The 15503-nt window shown below is 66.0% G+C and carries 14 protein-coding genes; 6 read left to right on the top strand and 8 right to left on the bottom strand.

Annotated elements, in window-relative coordinates; genetic code table 11:
• Window positions 1-34: 34 nt before the first annotated feature.
• Complete coding sequence (locus tag QOL57_RS17140; protein ID WP_342351553.1) at window positions 35-718, bottom strand: hypothetical protein; 684 nt, start codon at window positions 716-718, stop codon at window positions 35-37.
• Window positions 719-1047: 329 nt separating this feature from the next.
• Here QOL57_RS17140 and folB point away from each other — a divergent pair, with 329 nt between their 5' ends.
• From folB to QOL57_RS17160, 4 genes are all read left to right on the top strand, one after another.
• Window positions 1048-1401, top strand: a complete 354-nt coding sequence (gene folB, locus QOL57_RS17145) for a dihydroneopterin aldolase (protein WP_025878255.1) — start codon at window positions 1048-1050, stop codon at window positions 1399-1401.
• Window positions 1402-1489: 88 nt separating this feature from the next.
• On the top strand, window positions 1490-2761 hold the full coding sequence (locus QOL57_RS17150; protein ID WP_089238248.1) for a mechanosensitive ion channel domain-containing protein: 1272 nt from the start codon (window positions 1490-1492) through the stop codon (window positions 2759-2761).
• A 128-nt stretch (window positions 2762-2889) separates the two neighbouring features.
• Window positions 2890-5064: a glycoside hydrolase family 3 N-terminal domain-containing protein gene (locus QOL57_RS17155; protein ID WP_089238250.1), complete on the top strand. Its 2175-nt coding sequence runs from the start codon at window positions 2890-2892 to the stop codon at window positions 5062-5064.
• Window positions 5065-5203: 139 nt separating this feature from the next.
• On the top strand, window positions 5204-5794 hold the full coding sequence (locus tag QOL57_RS17160; protein WP_089238252.1) for a hypothetical protein: 591 nt from the start codon (window positions 5204-5206) through the stop codon (window positions 5792-5794).
• 70 nt (window positions 5795-5864) lie between these two features.
• On the opposite strand, the gene QOL57_RS17165 is transcribed toward QOL57_RS17160, so the two are convergent.
• Window positions 5865-7031: a PQQ-dependent sugar dehydrogenase gene (locus tag QOL57_RS17165; RefSeq protein WP_089238254.1), complete on the bottom strand. Its 1167-nt coding sequence runs from the start codon at window positions 7029-7031 to the stop codon at window positions 5865-5867.
• A gap of 171 nt (window positions 7032-7202) precedes the next feature.
• On the opposite strand from QOL57_RS17165, the gene yiaA reads away from it, so the two are divergent.
• Complete coding sequence (gene yiaA, locus QOL57_RS17170; RefSeq protein WP_089238256.1) at window positions 7203-7655, top strand: inner membrane protein YiaA; 453 nt, start codon at window positions 7203-7205, stop codon at window positions 7653-7655.
• 142 nt (window positions 7656-7797) lie between these two features.
• Here yiaA and QOL57_RS17175 read toward each other — a convergent pair whose 3' ends face one another.
• The 6 genes from QOL57_RS17175 to QOL57_RS17200 all read right to left on the bottom strand — a co-directional run bounded on the left by QOL57_RS17175 (window position 7798) and on the right by QOL57_RS17200 (window position 13867).
• Window positions 7798-8130 carry a hypothetical protein gene (locus QOL57_RS17175; RefSeq protein ID WP_089238258.1) on the bottom strand — a complete coding sequence of 111 codons (333 nt, stop codon included), beginning with the start codon at window positions 8128-8130 and terminating at the stop codon, window positions 7798-7800.
• 82 nt (window positions 8131-8212) lie between these two features.
• The gene (locus QOL57_RS17180; protein ID WP_089238260.1) at window positions 8213-9514 is read right to left on the bottom strand and encodes an amino acid permease; all 1302 of its coding nucleotides are present in this window, start codon (window positions 9512-9514) and stop codon (window positions 8213-8215) included.
• Complete coding sequence (locus tag QOL57_RS17185) at window positions 9511-10275, bottom strand: L,D-transpeptidase family protein (RefSeq protein ID WP_089238262.1); 765 nt, start codon at window positions 10273-10275, stop codon at window positions 9511-9513. Before QOL57_RS17185 ends, QOL57_RS17180 begins: the two co-directional genes overlap by 4 nt.
• Window positions 10276-10287: 12 nt before the next feature.
• Window positions 10288-11136 carry a MurR/RpiR family transcriptional regulator gene (locus tag QOL57_RS17190; RefSeq protein ID WP_089238264.1) on the bottom strand — a complete coding sequence of 283 codons (849 nt, stop codon included), beginning with the start codon at window positions 11134-11136 and terminating at the stop codon, window positions 10288-10290.
• A gap of 190 nt (window positions 11137-11326) precedes the next feature.
• Complete coding sequence (locus QOL57_RS17195) at window positions 11327-12421, bottom strand: dipeptide epimerase (RefSeq protein WP_089238266.1); 1095 nt, start codon at window positions 12419-12421, stop codon at window positions 11327-11329.
• Complete coding sequence (locus tag QOL57_RS17200) at window positions 12422-13867, bottom strand: SH3 domain-containing protein (protein WP_089241154.1); 1446 nt, start codon at window positions 13865-13867, stop codon at window positions 12422-12424.
• Window positions 13868-13999: 132 nt separating this feature from the next.
• Here QOL57_RS17200 and QOL57_RS17205 point away from each other — a divergent pair, with 132 nt between their 5' ends.
• Entirely contained in the window at window positions 14000-15472 is a 1473-nt protein-coding gene (locus tag QOL57_RS17205) for a transglutaminase-like domain-containing protein (RefSeq protein ID WP_089238268.1), read from the top strand.
• Window positions 15473-15503: the final 31 nt, after the last annotated feature.

Consider the following 15503-nt stretch of genomic DNA (forward strand, 5'->3'; position numbering starts at 1 on the left):
CTGTTCCTGTGATGCCGGCCGCTGGCCGGCAACATCATCGACGTTTGCCAAGCAGTGGCGAGGCCGCCAGCACCGTCGTCGCCCGTTCATGGCGCTGCAGCCAGCCCAGGGTGTGCGGGCAACGGGCGTGGATCAGCCGCCCGATCGCGGCGAGGTCGGCACCGATGTCGCGCTCAAGGATCGGTTCGTGGTGGGCGATGCGGTTGCGCAGGTGGCGGATGCGGTCGAGGTCGGCATGGATGGTGGTGCGGACGATGCCGACAGTGTTCTGTGGAGCGTTGGGCAGAGCGACCTTCAGGCTTCGCGTCCACAGGGGCCCCTCAAAACGCCGTGTAAAGAGGTGCTGCCAGAATGCGAATCGAAGGTTGGCGATGATCTCTGGCGTGTTCATCGGCTGATTCGATCGCTTGTGCAGGTCCTGCAACGCCGACAGCGCGCCATCGGCGGGCATGCGCTGCAGCAATGCTGGATGCCATGGCCAGCGGGGGCCATAGGCATGCGCCAGTGCTGCGGCGACTGCGTTGCGGATGACGATTTCACAGATGTGAAGCGGCGATAGCAAAGCGCCACACATCTGCATGTTCCAGACATACAGCGAGGTCGCATCCAGGGAATGACGGTCTGCGATGCGTTTGTAGGTTGCCCAGCGTGGTCGGGATAGTGCTGCTTGCAGAATCCTCTGCTCTTTCATTGGCGGCGGCATCACGTTGTGGATCACCAGCGTGCGCCGGAAGCCGAACAGGTGATATCGGGCAATCCCATCCGGTTGCCTGGCAGAACTCCCAACGGCATTCGGACTTCCCCGGAATGTCGTGAATGCCTCTGGACGACAAGGGAAATGAACTTCATCCTTGGCAACGTGTGCTTCGGGACTCGCGGCTGGATTCCAGCTCCCCCCGAGGACGTTGAGAGGTACCAAAGGGCCCCGCTAGCAGGGCCCTTTGTCTTTTCCGGCACCGCATTCCTGCTGGCTGCCCCTCGCCCGTTCCGGGCAGGCTCACCGCCGTCCCGTTACCATGACCGCCTGTTTTCCGGCTGGTAACCGCAATGGACAAGGTTTTCATCGAAGGGCTGACGATCGACGCCCTGATCGGCATCTACGACTGGGAGCGGCGGATCCGCCAGGACCTGGTGTTCGATCTGGAGATGGGCTTCGACAACCGTCGTCCGGCGGCCAGCGATGACATTGCCCATACCCTGAACTACAAGGCGGTCAGCAAGCGCCTGGAGCAGTTCGTGCGCGAGTCGGAATTCGGGCTGGTCGAAACCCTGGCCGAGCGCTGCGCGCAGATCGTGCTGGACGAGTTCGACGTGAAGTGGCTGCGCCTGAAGCTGAGCAAGCCCGGTGCGGTGCGCGGCGCGCGCGCGGTCGGCGTGATCATCGAACGCTCGCGGGACTGACCCGGTAGTGCCAGCCGCGGGCTGGCAACCCCCGGTAGTGCCAGCCGCTGGCCGGCAACCTCAACAGCAATGAAGAAGGAGACAACCGATGGTGGACGCAGTGGTGGCGGTACAGTGGCTGGAACAGCTGCAGAACACACTGGAACCCTATCCTGGCGCCTACCTGGCGTTGATGATCTCGGCCCTGCTGATCGCAGCCGGCCTGGCCAACTGGGTGACCAAGCGCATCCTGCTGCGCGGTCTGCGGCGACTGCTCAACCGCCTGCCCGGTGCCGACACCGGTCGCGGCAGCCATCTGATGCGGGTCATCTCGCGGCTGTCCAACGTGGTGCCCAGCCAGGTGATCGCCTCGGGCATCCGTATCGTGCCGGACCTGCCGCCGGGCCTGGTCGGCTTCATCATCGGTGCCTGCCAGGCGTGGGCAATCCTGACCGTGGTGCTGGCGCTGTCGCACGCGCTGGATGCGGCCAACGACCTGTACGAGCGTCGCCCCGAGGCGCGCAACAAGCCGATCAAGGGCTACCTGCAGGTCGCCAAGATCATCATCTTCGTGATCGCCGGGCTGTCGATCGTTGCCACGTTGGCCGGCGTCGACCTGCGCTACCTGGTCACCGGCCTGGGCGCGGCCACTGCAGTACTGATGCTGATCTTCCAGGACACCATCCTGTCTCTGGTTGCGAGCGTGCAGATCAGTGGTGATGGCCGCATCCGCATCGGCGACTGGATCGAGATGCCCAGCCAGAATGCCGACGGCGATGTCATCGATATCGCCCTGCATACGGTGACGGTGCAGAACTTCGACAAGACCATCACCACCATCCCGACCAAGAAGCTGGTGACCGAGTCGTTCAAGAACTGGCGTGGCATGCAGGAAGCGGGGGGACGCCGGATCAAGCGCGCACTGTACCTGGACCAGCACAGCGTGCGTTTCATGGAAGAGGATGACCTGGCCTTCCTTGGCCAGTTCGCTCTGTTGGGCGACTACCTGCGCGGGAAGCAGCAGGAGCTGGGCCAGTGGAACGGGCGCCTGCGCGAGCAGGGCGTGGCCGAGGTCAACAGCCGTCGGGTGACCAATCTGGGTACGTTCCGCGCTTACGTGGAGCGCTACCTGGCCAGCCACCCGGGCATCCACACCGACATGACCCTGCTGGTGCGCCAGCTGCAGCCGACCACCGAAGGCCTGCCGCTGGAGCTGTACTGCTTCACCCGCAGCACCGCCTGGGGCGAGTACGAGGCGGTGCAGTCGGACATCTTCGACCACTTGCTGGCGATCCTGCCGGCCTTTGGCCTGCGGGTGTTCCAGGCGTCCAGCGACGCCATGTTGATGGCCGGGCAGCGCCGGTTGGCCGGCTCGGAGTAAGCTGCGATGCCCCCGGCCGGACCGTACGGATCCGGCTGGTGGCTGAAACTGAATGACGAAACCTCTCGCCAAATCGTCCGGGATCGCTAGAATGCCGGGCTTGTAAACGTTTTCATCAAGGACTGCCGGTGGCCTCCGATCGCATCGAATCCCTCATTGCCCAGATGACCGTCGAGGAAAAAGTCGGCCAGCTGGGTGTCTTCGCGGACATGGTCCGCCCGTTCGCCCCGGACGTGAACCCGGAAGCCAACGTGCGCAATGCCGACCAGGTGCTGCAGCAGGTGCGCGAGGGCAAGGTCGGCTCGCTGTTCAATGGTGTCGGCGCCGAGCTCGGCCGCCGCATCCAGCAGGTCGCCACCGAAGAGAGCCGCCTGGGCATCCCGGTGATCCTGGCTGCCGACGTCATCCACGGCATGCGCACCGTGTTCCCGATTCCGCTGGGCGAAGCGGCCAGCTTCGAGCCGGACCTGGCCGAGCGCACTGCGCGCGCCACCGCGGTTGAAGCCACCGCTGCCGGCCTGCACTGGACTTACGCACCGGCAGTGGACATCGCCCGTGACCAGCGCTGGGGCCGCGGTGCCGAAGGTGCCGGTGAGGACGTGGTACTGGGCTGTGCGTTTGCCGCCGCCCGCGTGCGTGGCTTCCAGGGCAGCGACCTGCGCGCCGCCGATTCGCTGCTGGCCACGCCCAAGCACTTCGCCGCCTATGGCGCGGTGATGGCCGGCATGGAATACAACATGGTGGACATCTCGCCGCAGACCCTGCGCGACGTGCACCTGCCGCCGTTCAAGGCTGCCTTCGACGCTGGCGCGATCACCGTGATGTCCTCGTTCAACGACATCAACGGCGTGCCGGCCAGCGCCAACGCCGAGCTGCTGACCGACATCCTGCGCGGTGAATGGAAGTTCCCGGGCGTGGTGATCTCCGACTACACCGCCGACATGGAACTGGTCGCGCACGGCTATGCCGCCGATGACCGCGACGCCACCGCCAAGGCGTTCACCGCCGGCCTCGACCTGAGCATGCAGAGCGGTTTTTACGCCGAGCACCTGCCGGGCCTGGTGGAGAGCGGCGAGGTGCCGATGAGCGTGCTGGACGAAGGCGTTCGCCGCATCCTGTGGCTGAAGGAAACCATCGGCCTGTTCGACGACCCGTACCGTTCGCTGGACCCGGCGCGCGAAGCCGATACCTCGCATATCGCCGCCCATGACGAACTGTCGCGTGATGCCGCGCGTCGTTCGATCGTGCTGCTGAACAACCGCGACAACGTGCTGCCGCTGCAGAAGAACGGGCAGAAGATCGCGCTGATCGGCCCGTTCGTGCAGGACCGCGACAACATCGAAGGCTGCTGGACGCTGTTCGGCGACAAGCAGCGTTACGTGGACCTGGAAACCGGCGTGCGCGCGGCCATCGGCGATGATGCGCTGCTGGAAGTGGTGCCGGGTTGCGAGCTGGAAGTGGCCATTGCCGGTGGCACCGAAGCGGCCGTGGCGGCTGCGCTGCGTGCCGACGTGGTGGTGCTGGCGCTGGGCGAGCCGCAGCGCTACAGCGGTGAGGCACAGTCGCGCGTGGAGATCACCCTGCCGCCGGCACAGCAGGCGCTGGCCGAAGCGGTGGCGATGACCGGCAAGCCGCTGGTGGTGCTGCTGCGCAATGGCCGCGCGCTGGCACTGCAGGGCGCGGTGCGCAATGCGCATGCCGTGGCCATCACCTGGTACCTGGGCACGCAGACCGGCCATGCCGTCGCCGATGTGCTGTTCGGCGATTACAGCCCGTCCGGCCGCCTGCCGGTCAGCTTCCCGCAGGTGTCCGGCCAGCAGCCGTACTTCTACAACCACCCGCGTACCGGCCGCCCGGAACTGCCGACGATGTCGGAGTTCAAGGCACGCTGGCGCGAGATTCCGAACGAGCCGCTGTATCCGTTCGGCCACGGCATCGGGTACACCACCTTCGCCTACGGTGTGCCGCAGCTGAGCAGTGCGCGCGTCGGCTGGGACGACGCCCTGACCCTGACCACCACGCTGACCAACACCGGCAACGTGGCCGGCGAGGAAGTGGTGCAGCTGTACATCCACGACCGCGTGGCCAGCCGCGTGCGGCCGGTGCGTGAGCTGAAGGACTTCCGCAAGGTCGCCCTGCAGCCGGGCGAATCGACCGAGGTGGTGTTCACCCTGACCCGTGAGCAGCTGGCATTCACCGGCCGCGACGGCGTGCTGCGTGCCGAGCCGGGCCTGTTCGATGTGTGGGTGTGTGCCTCGTCGATGGCCGGTGAGGCCGTGCAGTTCGAGCTGCTGAAGGCCTGATCGGTGGAGCATCCACGCATGGCGTGGATCTACTGGCAATGAGTAGCGCCGGGCCATGCCCGGCCTCCTCACCCATGGCGAACACGCCGGGCGCGGCCCGGCGCTACCATCGGACTCCCTGTATCGATGGAGACCGCGCATGCGCACGATGGCCTACCTTGTTCCTGTCCTGTTGCTGGCAGCGTGCTCGCAGCCGGCATCGCCACCCGAGCCCGCTGCCGATGCGCCGCCGCCGATGACCGGTGCGACGCCGGCCGAGGCGGCCGCCAGCACCACGCCCGATGCCGTTGCGGCACCGCAGGCTGCGGCGGAACACGCCAAGGATGCGGCTGCGGCGCCGGCGGATTCTCCCAGCCCGGCCGAGCCCGCAGCAGACGACGCCCGCGCGCGCATCGAGACGCTGCTCGGCGATGCGGCGCAGTATGAAAAAGTATTCAACGCCTTCAAGACCGCCGTGGTCGCGGGTGACCGTCCTGCCGTGGTTGAAGAAGTGCGTTTCCCGCTGAACATCAGTGGTGGGAAGAAGATCACCGGACCCGGTGAATTCCAGCGCAACTACGAAAAGATCATCACCCCGGCGGTGGTCAAGGCCGTATCCGCGCAGGAGTTCGGCACGGTCTTCGTCAACCAGCAGGGCGTCATGATCGGCGATGGCCAGGTGTGGTTGAACGGCGAGTGCCTGGACAAGGCCTGCACGCGCACGGAAGTGAAGGTCATCACCATCCAGTGAAAGCAGACGGCCCCGCATGCGGGGCCGTTGCAGTTCGGTAGTGCCGGCCACTGGCCGGCAACCCGGCCAATCAGGCCTTCGGCGTGAGCTTCAGCAGCCGTGCCTTGCTGCCGTCTTCCAGCAGCCACAGCGCGCCATCCGGGCCCTGTTCCACTTCGCGGATGCGCTCGCCCATGTTGAAGCGTTCGGCTTCACGCGCGTTGTCGCCATCGAAGCTGACGCGCACCAGGGACGTGGACGACAGGCCACCGATGAAAGCGCTGCCCTTCCACTGCGGGAACAGGTTGCCGCTGTAGAACATCAGGCCGGCCGGGGAAATCACCGGGTTCCAGGTCACCTTCGGTGCAGCGAATTCCGGGCGGGTGTCGTGATCAGGAATCGGACGGCCATCGTAGTGATCGCCGTTGGAAACGACCGGGTAGCCGTAGTTGGCACCGCGCACGATCAGGTTCAGCTCATCGCCGCCGGCCGGCCCCATTTCCTGTGCCCACAGCTTGCCGTTGGCATCGAAGGCGATGCCCAGCACATTGCGGTGCCCCAGCGACCATACCTGTGCGGCCACGCCACCCTGCGAGGCGAACGGATTGTCGGCAGGCAGGCTGCCGTCGTCGTTGAGACGGATGATCTTGCCCAGGTTGCCGCTCATGTCCTGCGCAGGATCGAACTTCTGCCGTTCGCTGGAACTGATCCACAGCTTGCCGTCCGGGCCGAAGGCCAGGCGGTGGCCGTAGTGGCCTTCGCCACTGACCTTTGGTGTCTGCCGCCAGATCACCTTCAGGTCTTTCAACTGGCCGCCGCCGTTGGCGTCGAGGGCGAGGGTGGCACGGGCCACGGCCGCGCCACGCGTATCCAGCGTGCCTTCTTCGGCATAGCTGACGTAGACCACAGGGTTGCGGGCGAAATCCGGATGCAGGATCACATCACCGAAACCGCCCTGGCCGCCGTAGGCGACCTTGGGGACGCCGGTGATCTCATGCTTCTTGCCGCTGGCCAGGTCCAGGCGCTGCAGCTTGCCGCGCTTTTCGGTCACCAGCAGGCTGCCATCGGGCAGGAAGGTCATCGCCCACGGCTGGTCGAAGCGGCTGACCTCGGTGGCGGTGAAGGGGCGTTGGTCGGTGGCGGTTGCGGCGGTTGCCGGGACCTTCTGGCCAGTGGCATCAGGGCCGGCCGCATTGCAGGCGGTGGTGGCGAGGATCGGCAGCAGGCCGAGCGCGAGCAGCAGGGGCGTGCGGGTCATGGGTATCTCCAGCGGAAGGGGATGCGGATGGCCAGGCTCTCCCTTGTATACCACCGGCGGGGTGACGGTCGTGGCCCGAAGGTCCTGCTACCCCCTGTGCGGCATGGCGCGGATCGTCTAGGGTGTTCTCGCCCGGGCAAAGCATGCCCGCCTGTCTGCCAAGGAACTGCAATGAACGCACCGATCATCCATCGACCTTCGCCCGCCTTCATCGCCGCCTCGTGGGTGGCCCTGCTGCTGGGCGCGGTGGCCTACCTGGTAGGCCTGTTCAACGCCGAAATGCCGCTGAACGAAAAGGGCTATTACCTGACCCTGCTGCTGTTCGGCCTGTTCGCGGCGGTATCGCTGCAGAAGAGTGTGCGCGACCGCGTCGAGAGCATTCCGGTGAGCGGCCTGTACTACGCACTGTGCTGGTTCGCGCTGCTGTCGGCGCTGTTGCTGCTGCTTGTCGGTCTGTGGAACGCCACCCTGGTGCTGAGCGAAAAGGGCTTCTATGGCATGGCGTTCGCGCTGTCGCTGTTTGGCGCGGTAGCGGTGCAGAAGAACACCCGCGACCTGATTGCCGCGAATGCCGCTGAGCCCAAGCGCGCTTCATCGATTCCGCCGCTGCCGGAACAGGACTGACGGACGGAGGTAGAGCCGAGCCCATGCTCGGCTGCTGTGTATCGGCAGCCGAGCGGGCTCGACTCTGGAAACCCAGCTGAGCATGGCTCGGCTCTACAGCTGAGGCTTCAGCCGAGCATGGGCTCGGCTCTACAGGGCATGGTTATCCGCCGCTGTTCCGGCGCGGGTCCAGATTCACTGCTTCTTCCCAGCCGCGACGCACGGCGCTGCGCGCCTGCGCCCATTCCAGCCGGCTCTTGCCGCGCTCGTTCGCCCATCGCGACTCCAGCTCGCCTTCGATCTCTTCGTACGCGCGGATCATGTCCTGCGCGCGCGCGGTGTGGCCGATCTGGTACGCCGGCTCGTAATCGTCGAAGAACAGCTGGTTGTCGTAGTACGGTTCGCTGGTATAGCGATCGCGCCAGTAGTCCGAAACCGCCTGGCGGGGTGTGCCGTCTTCCGGTACGCGGCCGGGGATCTGGTAATCAGGGCTCATGGGCACAAGGCTCCGTGGTGGACGAAGCCTGATCGTGCCTATCGGCCGGTTAACGCATCGGGCCGGCAGCGTGATCGGCAGGTCAATCGGCGCTGGCGTCCTTGCGCGGCAGCTTGTAGATGACCGCGCCAACAGCGAAGGCGACCAGCGCCGCGGCGATGTTCTGCCAGCTGGCACTGGCGAACAGGGCCACGCACAGCAGCAGGGCCAGCACCGGAATCAACGGGCCACCGGGCAGCTTCAACGCGCCGGGGCGGTCCGCATAGCGCTTGGCCAGTACCAGCACCGCAGCTGCAGTACCGATGTAAGCGAACAGGCGCGTGGTCATCGACAACAGCGCCAGCTGCACGAACGACCCGGACAGCGCCAGGCCGAGGGCGATCAGGCCCTGGCAGAAGATCGCTGCGGCCGGGGTGCGGAAGCGCGGGTGCACCTGCGCCAGCACTTTCGGGCCGTAGCCATCGCGGGCAAGGGCGAACAGGAAACGCGGGCCCATCATCATCGTGTTGCTGTTGGTGCCGAGGATGGAGATGGTCGCGCCCACGGTGAGGATCAGCGCCAGCGCCTCACCACCGAAGCTGGAAGCGGCATCGGCCAGCGGCGTGGCCGAGCTGGCCAGCCCGGGCAGCGTACCTTGCGCCACGATCTGCACCGCCGCATAGATCACGGTGACGGTGACGATCATGGTGATCAGTGCGAACGGAATGTCGCGGCGTGGGTTGCGGTATTCGCCGGCCGCGGCCGGGATGTTCTCGAACCCGGCATAGGCATACAGCAGCAACAGCGCTGCCTCGCCCATGCGCTGCAGGTCGTGCGGGTCCGGGCGCTGGCCGGAGAAGGCGAGCTGCGGGTCGATGTAGAACGCGCCGATGGCCACGAACAGCAGCAGCGGCAGCATCTTGCCGATCACCAGCACGATGCCGGTACGGGCGGCCGACCGCACGCCGATGATGTTCACCCCGGTCAGGAAACCGAGCGAGACCACGATGATCGCGATGCGGCCCATGCCGGCGCCTGCCCATGGCCAGAACCGCGCCACGGCGTCGGCCAGCGCATTGCTGAGCGCTGCAGCGGAGCTGATGCGGGTCAGCCAGATCATCCAGCCGATCTCGAAGCCGGCAAAACGGCCGAAGGCTTCGCGCGCGTACAGATAACTGCCACCGGGTTCATCGAAATAGCTGGCTGCCTGCGCGTAGCACAGCACCAGCAGGGCGACGACGATACCGGCGGCCACCACGCCCCACAGGCTGAAGGGGCCGAGCAGGGCGACCGTAGCCGCAGGCAGCAGGTAGATGCCACTGCCGACCACGTCGTTGATCGACAGGCCAACAATCTGCCAGCGGCTGACGGCACGTTGCAGTTGGGGTTCGTCGGCGGCGCTCAACGTGCGGCTCCTTCAAGCGCGGGCAGTTTCCACTGCGCCTGCAGGCGCTGGTATTCGGCGCGTGGCAACAGCACGAAACGCGGCGTGTCCTGCGGGCGCAGCCAGTCCAGCAGTGCCTGCATGCGCATCTGCGGCATTGCGGTGCAGCCGGCGGTGGCTTCGCCGGGCTGGCGCCACAGATGGGCGAAGATGCAGCTGCCCTTGCCGGGCTGGTTGTCCGGGTTGTGCGCGATCACGAAGCCTTCCTGGTAACGCACGTCGCCCTTGTTGTGCAGGTCCAGCCGCATCGGTTCGGTGGAGCCGGTGATGGCGGCACTGCCGACCTTCTTTGCATCGACGATGCGGTTGTAGAACGGCGACGCCGGTACGTCCATGCAGTAGCTGGTGCTGCTCATCGGCTGGTAGGTCATCGCCGTTCCGGGCCGGGTGACGGCATAACCGAACGCGCTGCCCAGCGCGAACACACCGGCCGGACTGCGGCCGTCGCCTTCCTGTTTCTGCGGACCATCGGCCTGGGCAGGATGCAGGCCCAAGCCCCAGGCACTACCGGTGCGGCCCAGCGCCACCGGGAACGCCTGTCCGTGCGCGCGCCATTGCTTGCCGTCGCGCACGAAGGCCTGCAGCTGGCCCTGCGTGCTGTCCCAGTTCTCGCTGGTGACGACGATCAATTGGCGTGCCTCATCCAACGGGGCGGCATGGACAGTGACGGCCGCCGCGAGCAGCAGCGCGGCGGATGCAAGGCGGGCCAGCAGCAGATTCATCGGGTGCTCCGGTCAGGAATCCAGCAGGTGATCGATCCGTTCCAGGTTCACCGCCAGCTGCTGCTGGCGATCCGGATTGGCGTGGCAGAGCAGCACGAACAGGAAATCGAGCAGGGCGTGCATGGCGCTACGGTACAGCAGCTGCGCCACCTGCGGCGCGCGGTCGTGCGCGCATACCACCAGCGCCGCATCGGCATGCGCGCGCAGGGGATTGGCGGTGTGGCGGGTGATCGACACCACCTTGCCGCCCATGTCCTGGAACTGGCGCGAGAGCTGTGACAGCTGTGGCAGGTTGCCGAACTCGGAGAACATCAACAGCACATCGCCCGGACGCGCGGCGGACAGGTTGGCCAGCATCAGGATCGGATCGGTATGCGGTACCACCAGCAGGCCGAGCAGCGACAGCCGCATGGCGAATTCACGTGCGTACAGGCCGTCGTCACCCAAGCCGTGGACAAACAGTTTCGGCGCGCCGTCGAGCAGCTGCACGATGCGTTCGATGTCCTCGCGCGGGTTGGCCTGGCGGGTTTCTTCCTCGGCCTGCGCCTTGCTGCGGCGCAGGGCATCGCCCAGGCGCAGGTAGTCATCGCTGATGTCCGGTGCGGCCGGCGCCTGCTGCGGGTCGGCACCGGCGCGGGCGACATCCTCGCCGATGGAGTACTTCAGGTCCGGGTAGCCCTTGAAGCCGAGCTTCTGGCTGAACTTGACCACGCTGGACTGGCTGATACCCAGGGCACTGGCCAGCTGCTGCGAAGAGTAATCGCGCAGCAGGTGGGCGTTGTCGAGGATGAAGTCGGCGATGCGGCGTTCGATGGCCGACATCTGCCCGCGCTCGGTGCGGATTTTCAGCAGGGGCGGCATGCGGGGCGTCCGGGCATGTGTAGGCGCGTTGCGGTTGGTCGCGTAGAGCTTGTCATGGGTTGGGTCGGGCGGGTGCCAGCCGCGAAAGATGTACGGAGTGGGGCAAAAGCAGGAGCAAGGACATCCACGCATGGCGTGGATCTACCGTGGCGCGGCCCCAGTAGAGTCGAGCCATGCTCGACTGATCGGCTCAACCGAGCATCTCCAGCCCCCGCACTTCGGTGATACCCAGCCCCGGCACGTCGCTGATGCTGATTTCCGACTCGTTGAAGCGCACGCCGCCGCTGACCGGATCGAACTGCCCCAGCGATGGGCCATCCAGGTCGACCTTGGTGATCACATCGCTCTTGGCTACCGCCAGATGTACTGCCGCGGCCACGCTGATGCTCGACTCGATCATGCAGCCGATCATGCACGGCACGCCGTAGATGCCGGCGATGTCGGCAATGCGGATCGCGTTGGACAGGCCGCCGGTCTTCATCAGCTTGATGTTGATGATGTCGGCGGCGCGCTGCTGGATCAGGTCCATGACCTGGCTGGGGCTGAACACGCTCTCGTCGGCCATCACCGGGGTGTTGACCCGGTCGGTGACGTACTTCAGGCCGCTGATGTCGGCGGCCTTGACGGGTTGCTCCAGCAGCTCCAGCACCACGCCGGCTTCTTCCAGCGTGCGCATCGCATGCACGGCCTGCTTGGCGGTCCAGCCCTGGTTGGCGTCCAGGCGCAGCAGTGCACGGCCTTCAACGGCGGCATGGATTGCCTTGACCCGCTCGATGTCCACGCCGATGTCCTTGCCGACCTTGATCTTCAGCGACTCGAAGCCGCGTTCGATCGCCGACAGCGAATCGGCCACCATCTTGTCGATGTAGTCCACGCTGATGGTGATGTCGGTGGTGATCACCGGGTCGCCGCCACCCAGCATCTGGTACAGCGGTGCGCCATGCAGCTGCGCCCACAGATCGTAGAGCGCGATTTCCACCGCTGCCTTGGCGCTGGTGTTGCGCTCCATCGCGGTCTGCACCAGCGTGCACAGGCGGTTGAGGTTGACCACCTCCTGGCCGATCAGGCGCGGGGCGATGAAGTGGCGGATCGCTTCGATGATCGAGCCATGTGTGTCACCGGTGATCACCGCGGTGGCCGGTGCCTCGCCGTAGCCGGTGTGACCGGTGTCGGTGCGGATCAGCACTACCACGTCTTCCACGGTCTCCACGGTACGCAACGCGGTCTTGAACGGTGTTTTCAGCGGCACGCGCAGCATGCCCAGTTCGATGGCAGTGATCTTCATTCAGGGATTCTTGGCACGCAGGCGTTGGATGTTGGTGATGCGGTCGATGTAGCGGACGCTGTCGCTGGCCATCATCGGCTCCAGCGGCGTGACCGATACGCCATTGAGGTGGGCCTGCACACGCTTGCCGTCGGCGCCGAACCAGCTGCCGCCCGCGGTATCGTGGATCACCCAGGTGCGGCCGTCGACGTGGCCGATGGCCATCATCACGTGGCCGGGGATGTAGACCAGATCGCCCACCTGCAGATCGCTGACGGCGCGGTCGCGCACGGCCTTGCTGTCCTTGCTGGTGAACGGCAGGCGATCCAGCGCGGGGCTGATCGCCTGTGCGCTGGTATTGCGCGGCAGCAGTACGCCGAAGCTGCGATAGATCTCCGATACGAACCCACTGCAGTCGCGGGTGTCGTAGTCGTGGCCCCAGCCGTAGCGCTCGCCGAGGAACTTGAACGATTGCTGCAGCAGCAGGCGCGGAGTCAGCGGCAGGTAGTCGGCGGCGGTGTCCTGCGAGCGTGGCAGCAGCGCCGGCACCAAGCGCAGGCGGCCATCTGCCTCGCGCACCGGCAGCTGCACCACCCACGAAGCGTGTGCCTGTTGCCCGTTCACCGGTTCGGCGGCGGGCCAGTCGGCCAGCACCGGCAGGCGCACGCCCATATCCAGCTGCAGGCGCGATACGCGCGGTTCTTCGGGGGTGTAGGCGGTGTGCGCAGTGGCAGTGGTGACGACGCGGTACGGCCCCTTTGCGCCGTAGCCGAGCACCGTGGCTTTGTCACCACTGGCCACGGCATCGGCTTCGATCCACGCGCTGTAGCGCTCGCTGTGCACGAACAGCCAGCGGCCATCGGCACTGCGGTGGACCACGGCTACCCTGTCACCGGGGAACAGCGCCGATTCCTGGAAACGGTCGATATCGGTGTCGCCGACTGTGCTGAAAACACGCTGGCGGGTGGGGAAGGTGCGCAGCGCGGCGCGCTTCACCACCAGCCCGTACGACGGTGCGACCTGCGCAGGAACCGCGTCGAGGCCGACGTTGGCTTCAATTGCGGTGCGCAGGCCGGGGGCGATGGCCTGGCCCTTCTCGTCATACAGCGCCCGCTTGGGCCAGCTCGAAAGCGCGACGATGCTGTCGCGCACCTGCGTGGTGCTGAGCTGTGCGGGCAGCGCGGCGATGTCCTGGATGTGGTTGTCCTGGGTGCGCATCCGCGCGTTCTGCGCATTGATCTGCGCGCGGTCCAGGATCGGTGCGTCGGCGTTGTCCAGCCGTGCGGCCCAGTAGTCCGGGGTGAGGTAGGCCTCGTGCAGGCCGATCACGTACGGCAGCGGCGCGCCGGGGTCGGGTGCAGGCGTGGCCGCCTGGGTAAAGGCCGGTACGGCCAGCAGGCCCAGGGCCAGCGCCAGGGTCAACCTGCGCGGCCAGTGCCGACGCGGTTCGCGGGAAGCCAGGATCATGCGCTGCACACCCTCCTCGAATGCCTGTTGGAATATTTATTCCTTTTGGCGACGAAAGCAAGAATAAATTATTGACCGGTCCCCCGGCCCGTGTTACACAGCCGTTACCACCCGCGCTTGGGAAGTGTCGCTGTGGATCCTGCCGTTCGCAAACCGTCTCTGCCTGCCGCTGCCGGCCTTGGTGCCGCGCTGCTGCTGTGGGCGTGGTCGGCATCGGCTGCGGATCAGCGCAGTGCCGTTGATCGTGAACAGGAAACGCAGTTGATCGATCTGGTCGACAGCGGTCGTTTCAGGGATGTCGATGCGACGTTCGCCGCAGACGGCGTGCCCGCACCTGCCGACTTCCAGTACGAGCGCATGCGCCGCATCAAACTGGATTTCAGCCTCGACGAAGCCGCAGCCAAGGCTGCCGTGCGCCGCTGGATTCCGGATCTGACCGACGAGGAGTTCGCACGCTGGGACCAGCAGGGGTTGATCGAGCACTACGATATCGACGGCACGCGCTGGTACTTCAAGCGTGCGCCCTCCAACCTGTTCCTGCTCAGCGACGAGGCGCGTGCGCGTCGTCGGGCAGATGCACCGATGCCACCGCCCGGCCCGAATGAAGTGCTCAATACACATCACGCGCGCGCGGTTGCTGCCGCCGAACAGAGCGGCAACGCATCCGTGTTGCCGCAGCGCATCGAATTCATCCAGTCGTTGACGGTCAAGGCCGACACCGTACCGGCCGGCGAAACCGTACGTGCATGGATTCCGTACCCGCGCGAGATTCCCGGCCAGCAGGAGCGCGTGCAGTGGGTTGCCAGTTCTCCGCGCAAGGCGCGCATCGCCCCGGGCAGCACGCAGCAGCGCACCGCCTATCTGGAAGCCAAGGCCGTGGCTGGCCAGCCGACGCGCTTTGAAATCCGCTATGCGCTGACGATCTTCGCGCGCCACACGGCAATCGACGCGACGAAGGTGCAGGCCACGCCGAATGATCCCGCATTGAAGCCCTATCTGGCCGAGCAGCTGCCGCACGTGCGCTTCACCCCGGCGTTGAAGCTGTTCTCCGACCAGGTGCTGCAGGGCGAGACACGCCCGTATGACGTGGTACGCAAGCTGTTCGCCGCGGTCGACCGCATTCCGTGGGCTGGTGCACGCGAGTATTCGACGATCAGCAACATCAGCGAGTACGCGTTGCATGCAGGCCATGCCGACTGCGGGCAGCAGACCCTGCTGCTGATCGCCCTGCTGCGCATGAACGGCATTCCCGCGCGCTGGCAGTCAGGCATGGTGTTTTCCGACGATGGCAGCGGCTACAACAACCTGCATGACTGGGGCCAGATCTACCTGGCGCCATATGGCTGGCTGCCGATGGATGTGACCACCGGTGCGCTGGCCAGCGACGCGCCCGCGCTGCGTGATTTCTACCTCGGTGGCCTCGATGGCTACCGCATCGCCTTCAACGACGATTTCGGCCAGGCCTTCGTGCCGGCCAAACAGCACTACCGCTCGGAAACGGTCGACTCGCAGCGCGGCGAGGCCGAGTGGGCAGGCGGCAACCTGTACTTCGACCAATGGAGCTACGACTTCCAGTGGCGGGTACTGCCAGCCGGGCAACGCTAGCGCGATACACCACCCACACCACCATTCAATT

The organism is Stenotrophomonas sp. yr243 (genome assembly GCF_900184195.1).
GTDB lineage: Bacteria > Pseudomonadota > Gammaproteobacteria > Xanthomonadales > Xanthomonadaceae > Stenotrophomonas > Stenotrophomonas lactitubi.